General features: G+C 71.2%; 16 protein-coding genes. 7 read left to right on the top strand and 9 right to left on the bottom strand.

What is annotated here, in order from left to right:
* Positions 1–29 precede the first annotated feature (29 nt).
* Positions 30–566, top strand: coding sequence for an RNA polymerase sigma factor (locus tag BJ964_RS13000; protein WP_229806646.1), 537 nt, complete (start codon positions 30–32; stop codon positions 564–566).
* Positions 559–1,506: a hypothetical protein gene (locus tag BJ964_RS12995; protein WP_188120916.1), complete on the top strand. Its 948-nt coding sequence runs from the start codon at positions 559–561 to the stop codon at positions 1,504–1,506. Before BJ964_RS13000 ends, BJ964_RS12995 begins: the two co-directional genes overlap by 8 nt.
* Positions 1,507–1,510: 4 nt before the next feature.
* On the opposite strand, the gene BJ964_RS12990 is transcribed toward BJ964_RS12995, so the two are convergent.
* Positions 1,511–2,812 (bottom strand): DUF2252 domain-containing protein, encoded by a 1,302-nt coding sequence (locus tag BJ964_RS12990; RefSeq protein WP_188120915.1) that lies wholly within the window; start codon positions 2,810–2,812, stop codon positions 1,511–1,513.
* Positions 2,813–2,861: 49 nt separating this feature from the next.
* On the opposite strand from BJ964_RS12990, the gene hemC reads away from it, so the two are divergent.
* Positions 2,862–3,779, top strand: a complete 918-nt coding sequence (gene hemC, locus BJ964_RS12985) for a hydroxymethylbilane synthase (protein WP_188120914.1) — start codon at positions 2,862–2,864, stop codon at positions 3,777–3,779.
* Here hemC and BJ964_RS12980 read toward each other — a convergent pair.
* The 5 genes from BJ964_RS12980 to BJ964_RS12960 all read right to left on the bottom strand — a co-directional run bounded on the left by BJ964_RS12980 (position 3,776) and on the right by BJ964_RS12960 (position 9,804).
* Positions 3,776–5,131 (bottom strand): vanadium-dependent haloperoxidase, encoded by a 1,356-nt coding sequence (locus BJ964_RS12980; RefSeq protein ID WP_188120913.1) that lies wholly within the window; start codon positions 5,129–5,131, stop codon positions 3,776–3,778. The genes hemC and BJ964_RS12980 overlap by 4 nt on opposite strands.
* 134 nt (positions 5,132–5,265) lie before the next feature.
* Positions 5,266–5,796: an NADH-quinone oxidoreductase subunit B gene (locus BJ964_RS12975; RefSeq protein ID WP_188120912.1), complete on the bottom strand. Its 531-nt coding sequence runs from the start codon at positions 5,794–5,796 to the stop codon at positions 5,266–5,268.
* 4 nt (positions 5,797–5,800) lie between these two features.
* Positions 5,801–6,946, bottom strand: coding sequence for a Fic family protein (locus BJ964_RS12970; RefSeq protein ID WP_188120911.1), 1,146 nt, complete (start codon positions 6,944–6,946; stop codon positions 5,801–5,803).
* 34 nt (positions 6,947–6,980) lie between these two features.
* Entirely contained in the window at positions 6,981–8,399 is a 1,419-nt protein-coding gene (locus BJ964_RS12965; protein ID WP_188120910.1) for a pyridoxal phosphate-dependent decarboxylase family protein, read from the bottom strand.
* A 10-nt stretch (positions 8,400–8,409) separates the two neighbouring features.
* Entirely contained in the window at positions 8,410–9,804 is a 1,395-nt protein-coding gene (locus BJ964_RS12960) for an MFS transporter (protein WP_188120909.1), read from the bottom strand.
* 48 nt (positions 9,805–9,852) lie between these two features.
* On the opposite strand from BJ964_RS12960, the gene BJ964_RS12955 reads away from it, so the two are divergent.
* Positions 9,853–11,244, top strand: coding sequence for a gamma-glutamyltransferase (locus BJ964_RS12955; RefSeq protein WP_188120908.1), 1,392 nt, complete (start codon positions 9,853–9,855; stop codon positions 11,242–11,244).
* 214 nt (positions 11,245–11,458) lie between these two features.
* Here BJ964_RS12955 and BJ964_RS12950 read toward each other — a convergent pair whose 3' ends face one another.
* Complete coding sequence (locus tag BJ964_RS12950) at positions 11,459–12,382, bottom strand: NAD-dependent epimerase/dehydratase family protein (RefSeq protein WP_188120907.1); 924 nt, start codon at positions 12,380–12,382, stop codon at positions 11,459–11,461.
* A 101-nt stretch (positions 12,383–12,483) separates the two neighbouring features.
* Here BJ964_RS12950 and BJ964_RS12945 point away from each other — a divergent pair, with 101 nt between their 5' ends.
* Positions 12,484–13,167, top strand: coding sequence for a TetR/AcrR family transcriptional regulator (locus tag BJ964_RS12945; protein WP_188120906.1), 684 nt, complete (start codon positions 12,484–12,486; stop codon positions 13,165–13,167).
* A gap of 2 nt (positions 13,168–13,169) precedes the next feature.
* On the opposite strand, the gene BJ964_RS12940 is transcribed toward BJ964_RS12945, so the two are convergent.
* Together BJ964_RS12940 and BJ964_RS12935 are read right to left on the bottom strand one after the other, a co-directional pair.
* Positions 13,170–13,961: a class I SAM-dependent methyltransferase gene (locus BJ964_RS12940; protein WP_188120905.1), complete on the bottom strand. Its 792-nt coding sequence runs from the start codon at positions 13,959–13,961 to the stop codon at positions 13,170–13,172.
* A 43-nt stretch (positions 13,962–14,004) separates the two neighbouring features.
* Entirely contained in the window at positions 14,005–14,310 is a 306-nt protein-coding gene (locus BJ964_RS12935) for an MGMT family protein (RefSeq protein ID WP_188120904.1), read from the bottom strand.
* A 62-nt stretch (positions 14,311–14,372) separates the two neighbouring features.
* Between BJ964_RS12935 and proB the strand changes: the two genes are divergently transcribed.
* Entirely contained in the window at positions 14,373–15,485 is a 1,113-nt protein-coding gene (gene proB, locus BJ964_RS12930) for a glutamate 5-kinase (protein ID WP_188120903.1), read from the top strand.
* Between the two features lie 39 nt (positions 15,486–15,524).
* The gene (locus tag BJ964_RS12925) at positions 15,525–16,769 is read left to right on the top strand and encodes a glutamate-5-semialdehyde dehydrogenase (protein ID WP_188120902.1); all 1,245 of its coding nucleotides are present in this window, start codon (positions 15,525–15,527) and stop codon (positions 16,767–16,769) included.
* Positions 16,770–16,973 lie beyond the last annotated feature (204 nt).

Genomic DNA, 16,973 nt, shown 5'->3' with positions numbered 1-16,973 from the left:
GGCACGCGCGTGTAGTCGCCGTGACAGCCATCGCCGACCAACGATCGGAGACGCCGGCCGCCGTGCACCACGATCCACCGACGTTCGATGAGGTCTACGCCGCGCACTACGCACGGCTGACCGTGCAGTTGTACGCGTACTTCGGTGACCGCCAGGAGGCCCAGGACGTCGTGCAGGAGGCGTTCTGCCGGGCCCTGCCCCGGTGGTCCACGATCTCCCGGTACGACGATCCGGCCGCCTGGGTCCGCCGTACCGCCTGGAACCTGGCGGTGAGCCGGTGGCGCCGGGCCCGTACCGCCCTGAACTTCCTGCGTAAGCAGCGCACCGAGGAACCCCGGCTGGAGGGGCCGACCGGTGAGTGGACGGCGGTGGTCGCCGCCCTGGCCGAGCTGCCGGCCACCCAGCGGCGCGCCATGGTGCTGCACTACCTGGGCGACCTGACGATCGCGGAGATCGCCGAGCGGGAGGGCGTGGCCCAGGGGACGGTCAAGTCCTGGCTGCACCGGGCGCGCGGCACGCTCGCCGTGTTGCTCGGCACCGATGCGGAGGGGGTGACCCATGTCTGACCAGCTGGAGGAGATCTTCGCGCGGACCCGCCCGACGGCGGTCCAGGCGATCCGCCCGCCGGGCGCCGAGGCGGCCCGCCGCACGGTACGGATCCGCCGCCGGCGACGGGCCGTGGGCCTCGCCGCCGTCCTGGTGCTCGCCGTCGTCGGTGGGGTACTCGTCCGGAAGCCGGCTCCCGGGCCGTCGCTTCCCGCCGACCCGGTGCGGCTGACGCAGACCGCGAAGGTCGCGCTGGGCACGTCCACCCTGCCGGCCGCCGTGGAGAAGGCCGCCGAGGTGACGCCGAACTGGTCGTCGTCGAGCCCCGTCTACCACGGTGAGCTGACCCTGCGTGCCGCCTGCGCCGGGGCTGGCGAGATCACGCTCGCCGTCATAGGCAATCCGGGCAGCGAAAGCTCGCAGACCGAGCCCTTCGAGCTGGCCCGGCTCAAGGTGCCCTGCTCGCAACGGCCGGAACCGGTGGAGACCGCGTTCGAGCCGAGCGGCGCCATCAACCTCGACTACAAGATCGTGGAAAGCACGATCGCTTCCCGCTCCGCCGGGTTCGCCTACAGGCTCACCAGCGACACCGGTAAGCCGTTCGCCATGGGAGACGACCAGGCGAACCCGACGGCCGCGCTGCACCTGACGTCCGACGAAGGTTTCGGGACCGGCGGCAGCCTCAGCGCCCGCCGACCTGGCTGGAAGGATGACCTTCCCAGCCACGTCGGCGGTGACTTCCGGATACTCGCCGCCTGCACCGGGGACGGCACGCTCGTTGTGGAGATCCTGAAGAAGTCCGGGAAGGTGGTCGACACGGTGCGGGTGCCGTGTCACTGGCCGCCGAAACGGTACGACTTCGAACCGGCCCGGGGCACCGGAGATCTCTACTACCGGATCTCGTACAAGCACATCACGATGCCCTCGACCGACTTCGCCGTGCAGTTCGTCCCGAAGTAGCCGTCTACAGGCCGGGGAGGCGGCCGTTGCGGAACACGTCGACGAAGTCCTGGTGGTCCTCGCGGGCCTGGTCACCGTACCGGTGCGCGAACTCCACCAGGTGCCGGACGAACCCGGCCTCGTCCTTGTCGACGACCGCGACGATCGCCTCCTCGGTGGAGAAGTCGACCAGGTCGTGGCTGGACTCGTCGTCGGCGACCGAATGCATCCGGGCCACCGCACGGCCCAGGTCGGCGACCACCCCGGTCAGCTCCTCCGGCTCGCTCACATCGGACCAGTCGAGATCCGCGGCGTACGGGGAGACCTCGGCGACCAACTGCCCCACCCCGTCCAGCTCGGTGAAGCCCAGCCACGGGTCGGCGTGCGCCTGGAGGGCCCGCTGCGACTCACTCGTCCGGTGGCCCTGATGCTGGAAGTAGCCGCGCACCCGCTCGTCGTCGATCCACCGGGCGACGGCCGGGACCTGGGCCTGCTTCATGTAGATGATCACGTCGTTCTCGAGGGCCTCGGTGTTCCCTTCGAGCAGCAGGTTGTACGACGGAAGCCCGGCCGAGCCGATCCCGACGCCCTTGCGCAGCTTGATGTCCTTGATGCGCATCGCCACCGGCCGGGTGCCCTGCGGCAGCGTGCCCAGATAGCGGTCGAACGCCTCCCGGACCTTGGCGTGGGTGACCGTGTCCACCTCGTACACGCCGTCGCCCAGCGAGAACCGGCGGTCGAAGTCGTCGATCGTGGTCTGCTGGCCGAGCAGATCCACCCGGGTGTTGAGCCGCGCCTGCTGGAGCACCCGCCGCAGCACACCTGTCGCGTTCTCCAGGGTGATCGAGCCGATCGCGTCGTCACCCCCCTGGGCGATCGCGCGTAGCTCGATCAGGTACGCCCGCGCGAACGTGGTCACCAGCGCCGTGATGGCGTCGTCGGACAGCGCCTTCGAATACCCGATCAGCGCGACACTGGCCGCGAAGCGCTTCAGATCCCAGCTGTACGGGCCGACGTACGCCTCGTCGAAGTCGTTGACGTTGAAGACCAGGCGGCCGGACGAGTTCATGTAGGTGCCGAAGTTCTCGGCATGCAGGTCACCATGGATCCAGACCCGGCTGGTCCGCTCGTCGAGGAAGCTGTCGTCCCGGTGGTCACCGGTCAGGTCGGCGTAGAACAGCGAGGCGCTGCCGCGGTAGAACGCGAACGGCGAGGCCGCCATCTTCCGGAACTTGCGGCGGAACGCGAGCGGATCGAGCGCCATCAGCTCACCGAACTCGCGGGTGAGGACATCGATGATGAAGTCGGCTCGTGACTGGGAACCCATGCGGGTCACGCTACTCACTGATCCGCCGTCAGCCGCTACCCTTTCCGCTATGCCCGCATCACGCCTGCTGCGTATCGGCACCCGATCCTCACCGATGGCGCTCGCTCAGGTCGAGCGAGTCCGCCGGATGCTCGCCGAGCGGCGGCCGGAGGTGACCGTCGAGGTGGTGTCCCTCACCACCAGCGGCGATCGATGGCAGGGGGCGCTCTCCGAACTGGGCGGCAAGGGCGCCTTCACCAAGGAGGTCGACCAGGCGCTGCTGGACGGGCGGGCCGACCTGGCCGTGCACTGCGTCAAGGACGTCCCGGGCGACCGGCCGGCGCCCGCGGGCACCGTGTTCGCCGCCTACCTGAGCCGGGACGACGTACGCGACTGCCTGGTCCACCCCGGAGGGCTGAGCCTCGACGAACTGCCGGCCGGGGCGCGTGTCGGCACGTCGGCCGTCCGCCGCATCGCCCAGCTCGCCCTGCACTGGCCGCACCTGACCCCGGTGCCGATCCGCGGGAACGCCAACTCCCGCCTGGCCCGGCTCGACGCGGGAGAGTACGACGCGCTGCTCCTCGCGGTCTCCGGCCTGCACCGGATCGGCATGCCCTCACGTGTCGGGCACACGATCGACGTCGACACGTTCGTGCCCGCCGTCGGGAGCGGGACTCTCGTGCTGCAATGCCGGCAGGACGACGAGGCGGCGCTGGAGATCGCGGAGCTTCTCGCCGACCCGCGGACCGGGCGGGAGACCGAGGCCGAGCGGACCATGCTGCACATCCTCCAGGGCAGCTGCCATTCGCCGATCGGCGGCTACGCGCGCACCGAGCCGGACGGGCGGATCAGCCTGCGGGCCCGGGTGATCAGCCTGGACGGCAAGACCGTGCTGGACGCGCACGAGTGGGCCGCCGACCCGGTGGTCCTCGGGACGTCGGTGGCCGCCTCGCTGCTGCGCCAGGGCGCGCGGGAGATCCTCGGTTAGTTCCCCATCGGGCTCTTCGCCGGGCTCTTCGCCGGGCTCTTCGCCGGGCTCTTCGCCGGGCTCTTCGCCGGGCTCTTCGTCGGGCTCTTCGTCGGGGCGAAGTTCCGGATCACCTCGCGGGTGACGGTCGTGCCCAGTTGATCGCCGAGGACGGTGGCGCCGCGATAGTGCACGCCCGCCCAGATCCTGGCCAGCTGCACCTCGGCCTGCGCCTTCGCGAAACTGTCGAAGTAGCGGGTGGTGCCGGAGTCCGGGCTGTAGGCGTGGAACGGAAGCCCGTCCCGGCCGAAGAAGGTCCGGAAACTGACCATGGTCGCCGAGGTGTAGCAGGCGTGCCCGGAAGGCCACTCCGGCGACGGCGCGGTCACCCGCAGCGGCCGCCACGCCGGGTCGGCGACCGTGGCCGGGTTGCCGTCGGTGTCGGCCAGCGGGATCGCGGTCACCGGCCGCCACAGATTCCAGTGGCGTTTCTGCTGGTAGCAGGAGATCAGCGCGTCGACGGTGGCCATGTCGGTCTGGGCGAACAGGCGGGCTGTCGCCAGGTTGCCGAGCCGCTGTCCGGTGGCCAGCACCCGCCGCATCTCCCACTCGACCATGTGGAAGTCGTCCCACCAGATCGCGGCCTCGGTCTGGTCCGGTGTGCGGGCCGTACTGGCGACCGAGCCGAGAGACTTCACCTCGTTCAACTGACGGGCGTAGTCGGCGCTGGTCAACGAGGGCGGACCGGAGACCCGGTAGCGGGTGGGATCGCGGACCACGAACGGCTTGAGGTAGGGGTACCAGGCGCCGGACTGCACGTAGCCCGGCGGGGTGAGCCGGTATTCGCCCGGAACCTCGCTGACCGGCCAGGTCACGCTGGTGTCGAAGGCGCCGTCACCGGCGCGGTCGGCGACCATCGCGGCCGCCGTGGCCTCGCCGACGGCTGTCCCGCCGCGCTTCGCGCGACCATCCGGGATCTTGGCGAGCTCTTCGTCGTACCGCGCGCGCAACGCGTCGGCCTGGGCCGGGAAGAGCGAGACCAGCACCCGGTACGCCGAGGCCGCGACCGCCGCGGGAACCGAATCGCCGCGACGGCTCCGGGGCGCCACCAGGTACGGCTCGTAAGGGGCACCGCTGATCGCGTTGACCGCGTCGAAGACGGCACCCTGGACCATCGCGAAACTTCGGGCCGCCGCGTTAGGCGTCTGCCGGCCGACGTCGTAGATGGCGGTCTGGGCGTGGATGTGCCAGGTGACGACGGCATTGGGTGTCGCGGCGCCCCGCGCCGCGGCCGGTGTGGCCCAGTCGGGTGAGGTCAGCGCCAGTACGGTCGCGATGATCGCGCCCAGCGTGCTGCGGAGAATGCGTGCCATTGAACCCCCCGATCGGTGCTTCCACACGAACGGGGTTCAGCCTTCCAGCCTGGACCCGACCCACGGCAAGGCATTGACAGACTTCTTGCTATGCCGTTTACGGCCGCGGCCTCACAACGGAGTCCGCCGCGGCCTTACCGCGGGTCTTGCGGTGGGCGGACCACCGGGGCGGTCAGCGCCAGCGGATCGGGCCGGTGCACGCCACCCGGGCCGGACCGCTCGGCGGCGATCTTCTCCTGGAGGCGCAGGATGCCGTGCAGCAGCGCCTCCGGCCGGGGCGGGCAGCCGGGCACGTAGACGTCGACCGGGATGATCTGGTCGACGCCCTTGGTGACCGAATACGAATCCCAGTACGGCCCGCCGCAGTTCGAGCAGGAGCCGAAGGAGATCACGTACTTCGGCTCGGGCATCTGGTCGTAGAGCCGCTTGATGGCCGGCGCCATCTTGTCGGTGACCGTGCCGGAGACCACCATGAGGTCGGCCTGACGCGGCCCGTGCGCGAACGGGATCACCCCGAGCCGCATGAAGTCGTGCCGGGCCATGCTGGACGCGATGAACTCGATCGCACAGCAGGCGAGCCCGAAGTTGAACACCCAGAGCGAATAGCGGCGCCCCCAGTTCAGCACGAACCGGATGGGTTCTCCGAGCACTCCAGGAAGGGCCACGGCGTCAACCTACTGCATCCTGGTACGGCTCGCTGAGCGTCATCGGCGTGCGAGCCACCTCCAGCACCGGCTCCGGAAAACTCGGCCCCTCGGTGTAATACCGCGCCCGTGTGCGCCCGACCGGCGCCAACAGCCCGGCGGCGACCAGGTCGCGAAGATCGCGCTGCGCCTGCTGCAAGGTCAGCCCCTCGGCCTGTTCGTAGTGGGACCGGCGGACCCGCCCGATCACGGCGACGTCGTGCAGGGCGGACAGAACCCGCTCCTCCAGACCGGCCCGGCCGGCGAAGGACAACAGCGATCGCCAGACCGCCGCCGAGCGGTCCATCCGCCCGCGCACGGTCTGCGCCTGCTGGTGGTACGCGGTGAGGTTGAACCGGATCCAGCTGGAAACGTCCTGGTCAGGCCGGTAGGTTGCGCCGCGGCGCTGGAGTTCCTTGTAGTACTCCCAGGTATTGCCGGGGCGCCCCAACCACGCCTCGATCGAGGAGAACTCCGGGGCGAGCACACCCTCCCGGGCGATCAGCAGAGTCTGTAGTGATCGGGACATCCGGCCGTTGCCGTCGGCCCACGGGTGGATCGACACCAGATGCAGGTGCGCCAACGCCGCCCGGACCAGCGGGTGACTGCCGTCGTCGCTGTTGAGCCAGTCGACCAGCTCACCCATCAACCCCGCGACCTCGTCGGCGGGCGGGGCGGTGTAGGCGGCGATGCTCGCATCACGCGGATCGGTGACGTAGACCGGGCCGCTACGCCACTGGCCGGCGGGCTTCCGCTGGGCATGCCGGTGGCCCTGAAGCATCCAGTGCAGCGCGTTCAGCAAGCCCTTGCTGTAGACGAAGTCGGTGACGTCGTGCAGCGTCTGCACATAGGTCATCATGCGCTGGTAGGCGAGGGTCTCCTCGCGGTTCTCGTCGGAGACCTCGACATCCTTCTCACCATCCATGAGGTCCTGGACGTCGATGGTTGAGACGCGGAAACCCTCGATGGAGTTCGACGCGGCGATGGTGTCGGCTGTCAGGTACTTACGCAGACCGAGCGTCCATTTCGCCGGGTTGGCCTGGATCTGGTGCCGCAGCCCCTGCCGCATCGCCTCGATGTCGACCAGAACCTTCTGGTCGACGGTGGTCAGCGGCGGGGATGGGTAAAGCATCCCACCAGCCTACCTACCTGACGTAAACATTGCGTCATTGCGTCGGCGGGTGTTGGAGGAGGCTCAGGAAGCCGGTCAGGAGGGCCTCGCGGAGCGCGGGTGGGGCGGCGTTCAGGATGGAATTCACCGTGGCCATCTGGGTGAAGTCGCCGCCGGCCAGGCCCAGCCCCTCGGCCAGGGAGGCGATCAGCTCGGGGGTGATCATCTCGGGCGTCAGCGGGGGCAGCGGTGGCAGGTCGACCGGGCCGCGGGCCTTCGCCGCGGCCACGGCCGCAGTCAGGTCGGGGGCGAAGTCGGCGGCGGTCGCGCGGACGGCTGCGGTCACCGTGAGATGGATGGTCGGTGGGAGATCGGCGTAGGCCATCTGGGGCTGGGTGTGCCAACCTCGGGCCGCCAGCTCGTCGGCCAGGACGAACAGATCGACGCCGTCGGCGGCCAGGCAGACCACGCTGGTCTCGGGTGGGGCGTAGAGGCGGACGCCGTCGGTCGCCTCGACCGCGGCGGCCAGCATCGCGACCGCCTCGCGGGTGCGGGTGGCCAGCTCCAGATAGCCGGTGTCGCCGATGGAGCGCAGCGTGGCGAAGGCCGCGGCGATCGGGCCGCCCGAGCGGGTGGACGAGATCACCGGGTTGATCATGGTGTAGCCGGGCCAGTCGGCGTAGGCGAAATACTGCGGGCGGCGCAGCTCCTCGTCCCGGTGCAGCAGGATCGAGACGCCCTTCGGCGCATACGCGTATTTGTGCAGGTCGACCGAGATGCTCGTGACGCCGGGCACGGAGAGGTCGAAATCGGGCAGGTCGGCGCCGAGCCGTCGCAGATAGGGCAGGATCCAGCCGCCGAAGCACGCGTCCACGTGGAATCGCACGCCACGCCCGGCGGCGATGGCCGCCAGCTCGGGGATCGGATCGACCACGCCGTGCGCATAGCTCGGGGCGGAGGCCGCGACCAGCACGGTCTCCGGGGTGATCGCGGCGGCCATCGCCACCGGGTCGGCCCGCAGACCCTTCACCGGCACGGTGTCGAGCTCCACCCGCAGGTAGTGCGCCGCCTTCGCGAAGGCGGCGTGTGCCGTGGCCGGGACGACCAGGCGTGGCCTGGCGATCTCGGGGTGGGCGTCACGGGCCGCCTTGACCGCCAGGATCAGCGACTCCGTCCCGCCGCTGGTCACGCTGCCGACCGTCGCCGGGCCGCCGTGCAGCACCGTGGCGGCCGCGGCGACCAGGGCGTTCTCCATCGCCAGCAGGGAGGGGAAGGCGGTCGGGTCGAGGCCGTTGACGTGTGCCGACGTGGCGTGGGCGGCCCGGGCCAGGTCGTCCAGGCCGTCCAGAGCGGGGTCGTAGACATAGGCGAAGAGGCGCCCGCCGTGTGTCGGCAGGTCACCGCCGCGCAGCTCACGCAGCTCGGCGAGGATCTGCTCGCCCGGCACGCCCTTCTCCGGCAGCGCATTGATCATGCCCGCGACGCTACCCCTCCCCGGGCGTCCGGTTCTCGGTTGTCCACACCGCCGGGTTGTCCACAGGCCCACCGGCGGCGCCGGTCCGGTCGTCGTAGCGTCGCAGCAACAGCACGGCCGCGCCGACCAGCAGGGCCGGGACGACCGTGAAACCCAGCAGCACCCCGAGCCGTGCCGTGTCGCTCTGCACGGCCGACTCACCGGTGGCCGACGAGACGTAGCCGAAGATCTGGAGGATCAATGCGTAGATACCGGGGCCGAGCGCCAGCCCGAGGGTCTCCCCCGCGGTCCACAGGCCGGTGAAGACGCCGGCCTGGCGGCGGCCGGTGCGCTCGGTGTCGTGGGCGATGCAGTCCGGCAGCATCGCCATGGCGAACACCTGCTGACCCGCGTAACCGGCGCCGACCAGCGCGACGATGAGATAGACCGCGACGCCGGGCAGAGCCGGGGCGGCGAGCAGGAGCAGGGCGCCGGTGGCGAAGAGCAACGACGCGGCCACCAGCGAGCGGAGTTTGCCGTGCCGCTTCCCGACCGCCGTCCAGAGGGGCATGACCAGCAGGGCCGGGCCGACGAAGGCGGCGAAGAGGAAGGTCGCTCCGGCCTCCTGGACGATCACGTGGTCGGCGAAGTACTTGACGCCGGCCAGCATGGTGCCGATGCCGGCCGCCTGCACGACCCAGCAGATCAGCAGAGCGAGGAAGGGGGCGTTGCCGGCCGCCACGCGCAGTTGGGCACGGAGACTCGGCTCGGCGGCGGTGGCCGTGTGGGTGAGTGCTCCACGCGTACCGAAGAAGGTGGCGAGCGTGCCCGCGACGATGAGTGAGCCGATGAACGCGCCGGACCACCGGTGGCCCTCGCGTCCGCCGCCGGTCAGGTCGACCACCAGCGGCGCGAGTGCGCCGGAGACCAGGATGGTCAGCGCCAGGACGGCGACCCGCCAGGTCATCAGCCGGGTGCGTTCGGCGTAGCCGTCGGTCAGTTCGGCCGGCATCGCCACGTAGGGCACCTGGAAAAAGGCGAAGGCGGTGGCCGCCGCGAGGAAGGCGAAGGCGACGTAGCCGCCGGAAGCGGCCCCGCCGGGGAACGGCGCCGCGAAGATCGCCGCGAAGAGGAGGCCCAGCAGCAGGCCGGCCACGAGCATGAACGGCCGACGGGCGCCGGTGCGGTCGGAGATCCGGCCGGCCACCGGGTTGACGATGACGTCCCAAGCCTTCGGAAGGAGGACCAACAATCCGGCGACACCCGCAGCAACACCCAGCGTGTCGGTCAGATAAGGCAGAAGAAGCAAACCGGGCACCGTGCCGAAGGCGCCCGTGACCACCGATCCGAGCGCATACCCAGCCAAAACGTCGCGGGGCAGAACACTCGTCCGGGTTACCTCGGGAGGGGGACCACTGGTCGTCATCGACGCGCATCGTAACCAAGATCGGGCGGTTTCTCCTACGCTCGCCGCATGAAAAGCGTTGCGGCCGGCGTCGCCGCCAGTCACCCGGCGACCGCACGCACGGGGGTCCGGATTCTGCAGGCCGGAGGGTCCGCCGCCGACGCGGCGGTGGGTGCCGTCCTGGCCTGTTGTGTCGCCGAAACGGTCTACACGGGGCTCGGCGGCGGCGGCTTCGCCACCTATTTCGAGGCGAGCACCGGCGCGGTCACCTGCCTCGACTTCTTCGTCGCGGTGCCCGGCCTGGACGGTGACCGGAAGCCGGAGTCGATGGTGGCGGTCGACGTGTTCTTCGGTGGGCTGCCACAGACCTACTCGATCGGCGGGGCGAGCGTGGCGGTCCCCGGGATTCCGGCCGGGCTGGGCGAGGTGCACCGGCGCTGGGGCCGGTTGCCGTGGCCGGAGGTGGTGGCGCCGGCCGCAGGGCTGGCGCGGACCGGGGTGCTGCTGCCCGCCGCGCACGCACGCACGCTGGAGTCGTGTGCGCCGGCGCTGGCGTACGGCGAGGGGGCGGCGCTCTACCAGCCGGGTGGACGGCTGCTCCAGGGCGACGAACTGCTCTTCCACCCGGGGCTGGCGACCGCGATGGACGCTCTCGCCAGTGACGGGCCGGCGGTGTTCTACACCGGGGCGTACGCCGACGTGCTGGTGGAGACGGTCCGGGCGGCCGGCGGCACGATCGGGCCGGCCGACCTGGCCGAGTACCGGGTGCACGAGACGCCGGTGGACCACGCCACGATGGCCGGGTACCGCGTGCACGCCCGGCACGACCTGAACCGGACGGTCGACACGATCGGGGCGCTACCGGACGACCTGTCCCGCCCGGGACGTGCCCCCGGGGTGGCGTCCGCACTGCTCAACCGGGGTAAGCAGCGGCTCGGTGACACCACCAACGTGTCGGTGGTGGATCCCGAGGGGAACGCCTGCGTCATCACCACGACGCTGGGCCTCGGCGCCGGCGTGTGGCTGCCCGGCCTCGGCATCAACCTGAACTCGATGCTCGGGGAGGGTGAGCTGCTCACCGACGATCTGGTGCCGGGGCGGCGGATGTCGTCGTACATGTGCCCGCTCGTGGTGATCGCCCCGGACGGTGGGCTGACCGTGGCGGCGGGGTCGGCGGGGGCGTCGCGGATCCGTACCGCGCTGGTCGACACGCTGCTCGGGGTGCTGGTCGACGGGCTGAGTGTGCCGGAGGCGATCGCCCGGCCGCGGTTCCACGTCGTCGAGGACACCGTGCACGCCGAAGCCGGCTGCCCGCCCGCGGAACTCGCGGCGCTGGCGGACGCCGGCTGGCAGATCGTCGAGTGGCCGGAGATCAACCACTACTTCGGCGGGGTGACGGCGGTGGGCCGGGCCGGGGCGGCCGGCGATCCACGCCGCGGCGGAGTGGGCCTACTGCTCTGACCGGGCATCCCGGCGGTAGGGCAGCGGGACGGCCGCGCGGGAGCGGCGGCGGGGCGGCCGGTCGCGGGCAGCGGGACGGCCGCGCGGGAACGGCGGTAGGGCGGCCGGTCGCGAGTAGCGGGACGGCCGCGCGGGAACGGCGGTAGGGCGGCCGGTCGCGGGCAGCGGGACGGCCGCGCGGGAACGGCGGCGGGGTGGCGGTGGGCTGCCGTGGTCACATGCGGCGGGCGGCGATGGCTTCGGCGTCGGCGGCTGTTTCGCGGAGGGCCACCTCGATCGGGGTGGCGGTCAGGCCGAAGGTGCGCTCGGTGAGGGACGAGTCGAGGATGAACGGCGCGTAGAACTGGTAGTCCATCTCGGCCAGCTCGCGGGCGATCGGGACGGCCAGGCCGGCGGTGCGCATCACGAAGCGCGGCAGCCTGCGGATCTTGATCTTGGACTGGCCGGTCATCACGGCGTAGCGGTCGGCCAGGTCACGGATGGTGATCGCGGCCGGGGACGGCACGTGCCACGCTTTACCCCACGCCCGCTCGTCGGCGGCCAGCTCGACCAGGGCGCGGGCCATGTCGCCGGTGTAGGTGAAGGTGTGCGGCACGTCGACGTCGGCCGGCGCCCAGGCGGTGCGGCCCGCGTTCATGGCCGGGAGCAGGACGGCGGAGAAGATGCCCGCCGCGCCCGCGCCGAGGTAGTCGGAGCCGCGGGCCTCGACGGCGCGGACCCCGGAAGCCAGCGCGTCCTGCCACATGCGGCTGCGGATCCGGCCCTTGCGACCGGTCGCGGCCGGCGGGGTGCTCTCGGTCATCAGGCCGCCGGGCTGCGGGCCGTAGCCGTACAGGTTGCCGGTGATGGCGTAGACCGCGCCGGCCGACTCGGCCGCGGCGATCATCGCGTTGTTCAGCGGGAACCACTTGGTGGCCCACTCGGTGTATTTCGGGTTGGCGCAGTTGTAGACGACCGCGGCACCGGCGGCCAGCTCGGTGAGGCGGTGCGCGTCCGACGCGTCGGCGGCGACCCGCTCGATCAGCGGATGCTCCGGGCCACCGCCGCCGCGGGTGACGATCCGGACGGTCTCGCCGCGCTCGGCCAGCAGGCGGGCGACCGAGGAGCCGATGGGGCCGGAACCGACGACGAGGTGCATGGCGTTCTCCTTTGCGAGCAGTGCTCTCTGTCGAGAACAACAGTCGCACGGGATTCGGTGAAATGCAAGAGCACTGCTCTCGTTGTGGCACACTGGTCCGCATGAGCGCCGCCAACCTGCGGGCCCGGGTCCGGGCCGAGATGACCGAAGAGATCAAGTCGGTGGCCCGCCGCCACCTGGCCACCGACGGGGCCAACCTGTCGTTGCGTGCGGTCGCCCGCGACCTCGGCATGGCCTCGTCGGCCGTCTATCGGTACTTCGCAAGCCGGGACGACCTGCTCACGGCACTGATCATCGACGCGTACGACGCGGTCGGCGACGCGGCCGAGCAGGCGGCGGCCGGCGCGGACAGCCCGCTGGAGAGGTGGCTGGCCGCCGGGCACGCGGCACGGGAATGGGCGGTGGCCAACCCGCACGAGTGGGCGCTGATCTACGGCAGCCCGGTGCCGGGATACGCCGCGCCCACGGACACCGTCGCGCCGGCGACCCGGGTGCTGCTGCTTCTGGGCAGGACGATCGCGGAGGCGTACGAGAGCGGGGTGATCGTCGAGCGACCCCCGCTGACCGGGCGTTTCGCCGAAGAGCTCGAGCCGATCGCGGCCGCCTACCAGCCCGGGATGCCGCCGCGTGTCATCGCCGACACCATCGCCGCGTTCTTCCAGATCTGCGGCGCCATCAGCTTCGAGCTGTTCGGCCAGCTGAAGAACTCGGTCGAGGAGGACCGCAAGGGCTTCTTCGACTACCAGCTGCGCGCCGCGGCGACCCTGGCCGGACTCACGCCATAAGGCTATGAGGCGTGCAGGACGTGCCCGCCGGGCGTCTCCGGCGGCACGTCCGGACGGCCGAAATACCGTGCCGCCAGCACCGCCGGGCCCAGGTCCTCGATTCGCGTGAAACCGCGCCCGCGCAGGTCAGCGGCGATCTCCTCGGGCTCGAAGCAGTTGAGCCACGGCTCGCCCAGCCGTGCCACCCGTTCGGCGCGGGCCTCCAGATGGGCACGCCGCTCACCGACCGCCCGATCGGGTGACTGCGCGTAGTCGAAGACCACCTCGTGCCCGGCCGTGACGTCCAGCGTCGCGGCGAAAGCCTCGGCGGTCAGGTAGGGCACCACGCCCAGCCAGAGGAAGAAGGCCGGTCCGTCCAGCGGCAGCCGGCCGGCCAGCGACTCCTTCTCGAAGTCGACGCCGATGTGACGCACCGTGTCCGGCACGGCGATACCCGCCGCGGCCAGCCGTTCCCGCTTCCACTCCCGCGTATCCGGATGATCCACTTCGATCACCGACACGCCCGGGTGCGGGTTGCGGTAGGCGAACGTGTCCAGGCCCGCGCCCAGCACCACCACCTGCCGCACGCCACGATCCACGGCAGCGGCCAGCGCGTCCTCCGCGAACCGGTGCCGGGCCGCGATGAACAGCCGCATGCCGCGGCGCGGGGCATCGGCCAGGAGATCCGCTTCCGCTTCACCCAGCATCGGTACGGCCAGCGCGTCCGCGAAGATCGAACCGCCTTCGAGCAGCTGATGGGCGGCGCGATAGCGGGCCGCGCTCCACGCTGTACGGCTCGGCGAACCCGCTTTCACCGCGCACCCCGCCGCACCGGCGCACCCGGCGTGGACCGGCCCGTCACCAGGGCATCCAGCCGGCGTCGGCCATCAGCACCCGGTCGCCGCGCATCGGCACGCCCTCGGCCGTCAGCAGCGCCTTGGCCCGCGCCTCGTGACCGGGTGGGAGCCGCCCGCCACCGCTGCACACCCGATGCCACGGGACGCCGCCGCCGTGCAGCGCCATGATCCGGCCGACCTGGCGGGGCGAGTTGCGGCCGGACCGGTCGGCCAGGGCCTCGGCGATCGCTCCGTACGACATGACCCGTCCCTCGGGGATGCTCTCCACCAGGGTCAGGACCTCTTCGACGTACTCCTGCGGTGTCATCACCCGCCACGATATGGGATCTGACAACGATCGACACCGGCCTGCCGAGCACAATGGGCCGGGTGCGGGAAGTGGTGACCGGTGCGCGCCGGATCGTGGTGAAGGTGGGGTCGTCCTCGCTGACCACCGCGACGGGCGGCATCGACGAGCAACGGGTCGACGCCCTGGTCGACGTGCTGGGCGCGCTGGCGACCGGTGGGCGTGAGGTGGTTCTGGTGTCCAGCGGCGCGATCGCCGCCGGGCTGGCTCCGCTGCAACTGCGCCGCCGACCGCGTGACCTGGCCACCCAGCAGGCCGCCGCATCGGTCGGCCAGGGTCTGCTGATCGGGCGGTACACGGCGGGGTTCGCCCGCCACGGGCTGACCGTCGGGCAGGTGCTGCTCACCGTCGACGACGTGACCCGGCGGGCGCACTATCGCAACGCGTACCGGACGTTGCGCAAACTGCTCGACCTGGGTGCGCTGCCGATCGTCAACGAGAACGACACGGTCGCCACCGAAGAGATCCGGTTCGGCGACAACGACCGGCTCGCCGCCCTGGTCGCCGCGCTGGCCCACGCCGACCTGCTGGTGCTGCTCTCCGACGTGGACGCCCTCTACACCGGCAACCCTTCGGACCCCCTGTCACGCCGCATCTCCTATGTTGCCGACGAATCCGACTTGTCCGATATCAACATCGCGACGCCGGGTCGATCCGGTGTCGGCACCGGCGGCATGGTCACCAAGGTCGAGGCCGCCCGGATAGCTACCGGATTCGGCATCCCGGTGGTCCTGACCGCGGCGCCGCTGGCCGGGGCGGCACTTGCCGGCGAGGAGGTCGGCACGCTTTTCCAGGCGGCCGGCAAACGTCCGGCGGCCCGCCTGTTCTGGCTGGCCCACGCCACCGCGCCACGCGGCCGCCTACACCTCGACGAGGGCGCGGTCGCGGCCGTGGTGGCCCGCCGCAAGTCGCTGCTGCCGGCCGGCATCACCGCGGTCGACGGGTCCTTCGCGGCCGGCGACCCGGTGGATCTGGTGGACGCCGGATCCGGGACACCGGTCGCGCGCGGGCTGGTCAACTACGACGCCGTCGAGCTTCCGGCGCTGCTCGGACGGTCCACACCCGAGTTGGCCGCGGAGCTCGGGCCGGGATATGAACGAGAAGTCGTGCACCGGGACGATCTGGTGCTGCTTTAGCCATACCCCTCATCGGGTCTGATCTCTGAAAGGTTTGCCATGAGCGTGCTGGAGCAGGCCTCCGCGGCCCGGATCGCCTCATTCGACCTAGCCGCGGCCACCCGTGCGGAGAAGGACCGGGCCCTGCTGCTGATGGCGGACCGGCTGGTCGAGCGGACCGACGACATCGTGCACGCCAACGGTGTCGACGTGGCGACCGCGCGGGAGAACGGCACGTCCGAGGCGATGATCGACCGGCTGGTGCTGACGCCGGAGCGGATCGCCGCGATGGCCGACGGCCTGCGCCAGCTCGCCGCCCTGCCGGACCCGATCGGTGACGTGGTGCGCGGCTCGACCCTGGCGAACGGCCTGGAGCTGCGGCAGGTCCGGGTGCCGTTCGGCGTGGTCGGCATGATCTACGAGGGCCGGCCGAACGTGACGGCCGACGCCGCCGGCATCTGCCTGAAGTCCGGCAACGCGGCCCTGCTGCGCGGCTCCGGCTCGGCCTTCTCGTCGAACGCGGCGATCGTCTCGGTGCTGCGCAAGGCGGTCGCCGACGCGGGTCTGCCGGCCGACACCATCCAGCTGCTCGACGCCACCAGCCGCGACTCGGTGAAGGAGCTGATGCGCGCCCGCGGCCTGGTCGACGTGCTGATCCCGCGCGGTGGCGCCTCGCTGATCAAGACGGTGGTGGAGCAGTCGACGGTGCCGGTGATCGAGACCGGGGTGGGCAACTGCCATGTGTACGTGGACGCCGCCGCCGACCTGGAGAAGGCTCTCGCCATCGTGCTCAACTCGAAGGTGCACCGCTGCTCGGTGTGCAACTCGGCGGAGTCGCTGCTGGTGAACGCCGAGATCGCCGACTCGTTCCTGCCCCTGGTCCTGGACGAGTTGGCCGCCGCCGGCGTCACCGTGCACGGAGACCCGCGCGTGGCCGGCTACAGCGACGCGGTGGTCCCGGCCACCGAGGAGGACTGGGGTACGGAGTTCCTGTCCCTGGACATGTCGGTCGCCGTGGTCGACACGCTGGAGGACGCGCTCGACCACATCCGCCGGTACGGCACCGGCCACACCGAGGCCATCGTCAGCGAGTCGGTCGCCGCGACCAGGCGGTTCGTGGCCGGTGTCGACGCGGCGGCCGTGATGGTGAACGCGTCGACCCGGTTCACCGACGGCGGCGAGTTCGGGTTCGGCGCGGAGATCGGCATCAGCACGCAGAAGCTGCACGCCCGTGGCCCGATGGGGCTGCCGGAGCTGACCTCGACGAAGTACATCGTCACCGGCAACGGTCACATCCGGGGCTGAGCCCGGTCGCGGACGGACCGGCTGCACAGCAGCCGGTCCGTCCAGGTAAACGCTCTGCCACCACAGCGTGACTACTCTCCGCTGCCACGCCTGCCGACCGACGCCGAAATCCGGCAAGTCGGCCATGATGTGCATCACGGGCAATCGAGGCTTCTACCGCAAAGCTTGCCTAACGCCTCACCCTCGATCCCGCCTCGACAGTGC

Origin of the sequence: Actinoplanes lobatus (assembly GCF_014205215.1) — a bacterium.
Classification (GTDB): Bacteria; Actinomycetota; Actinomycetes; order Mycobacteriales; family Micromonosporaceae; genus Actinoplanes; species Actinoplanes lobatus.
The sequence above is the reverse complement of the archived record's forward strand: the minus strand, read 5'-3'. Positions and strand labels throughout refer to the sequence as shown.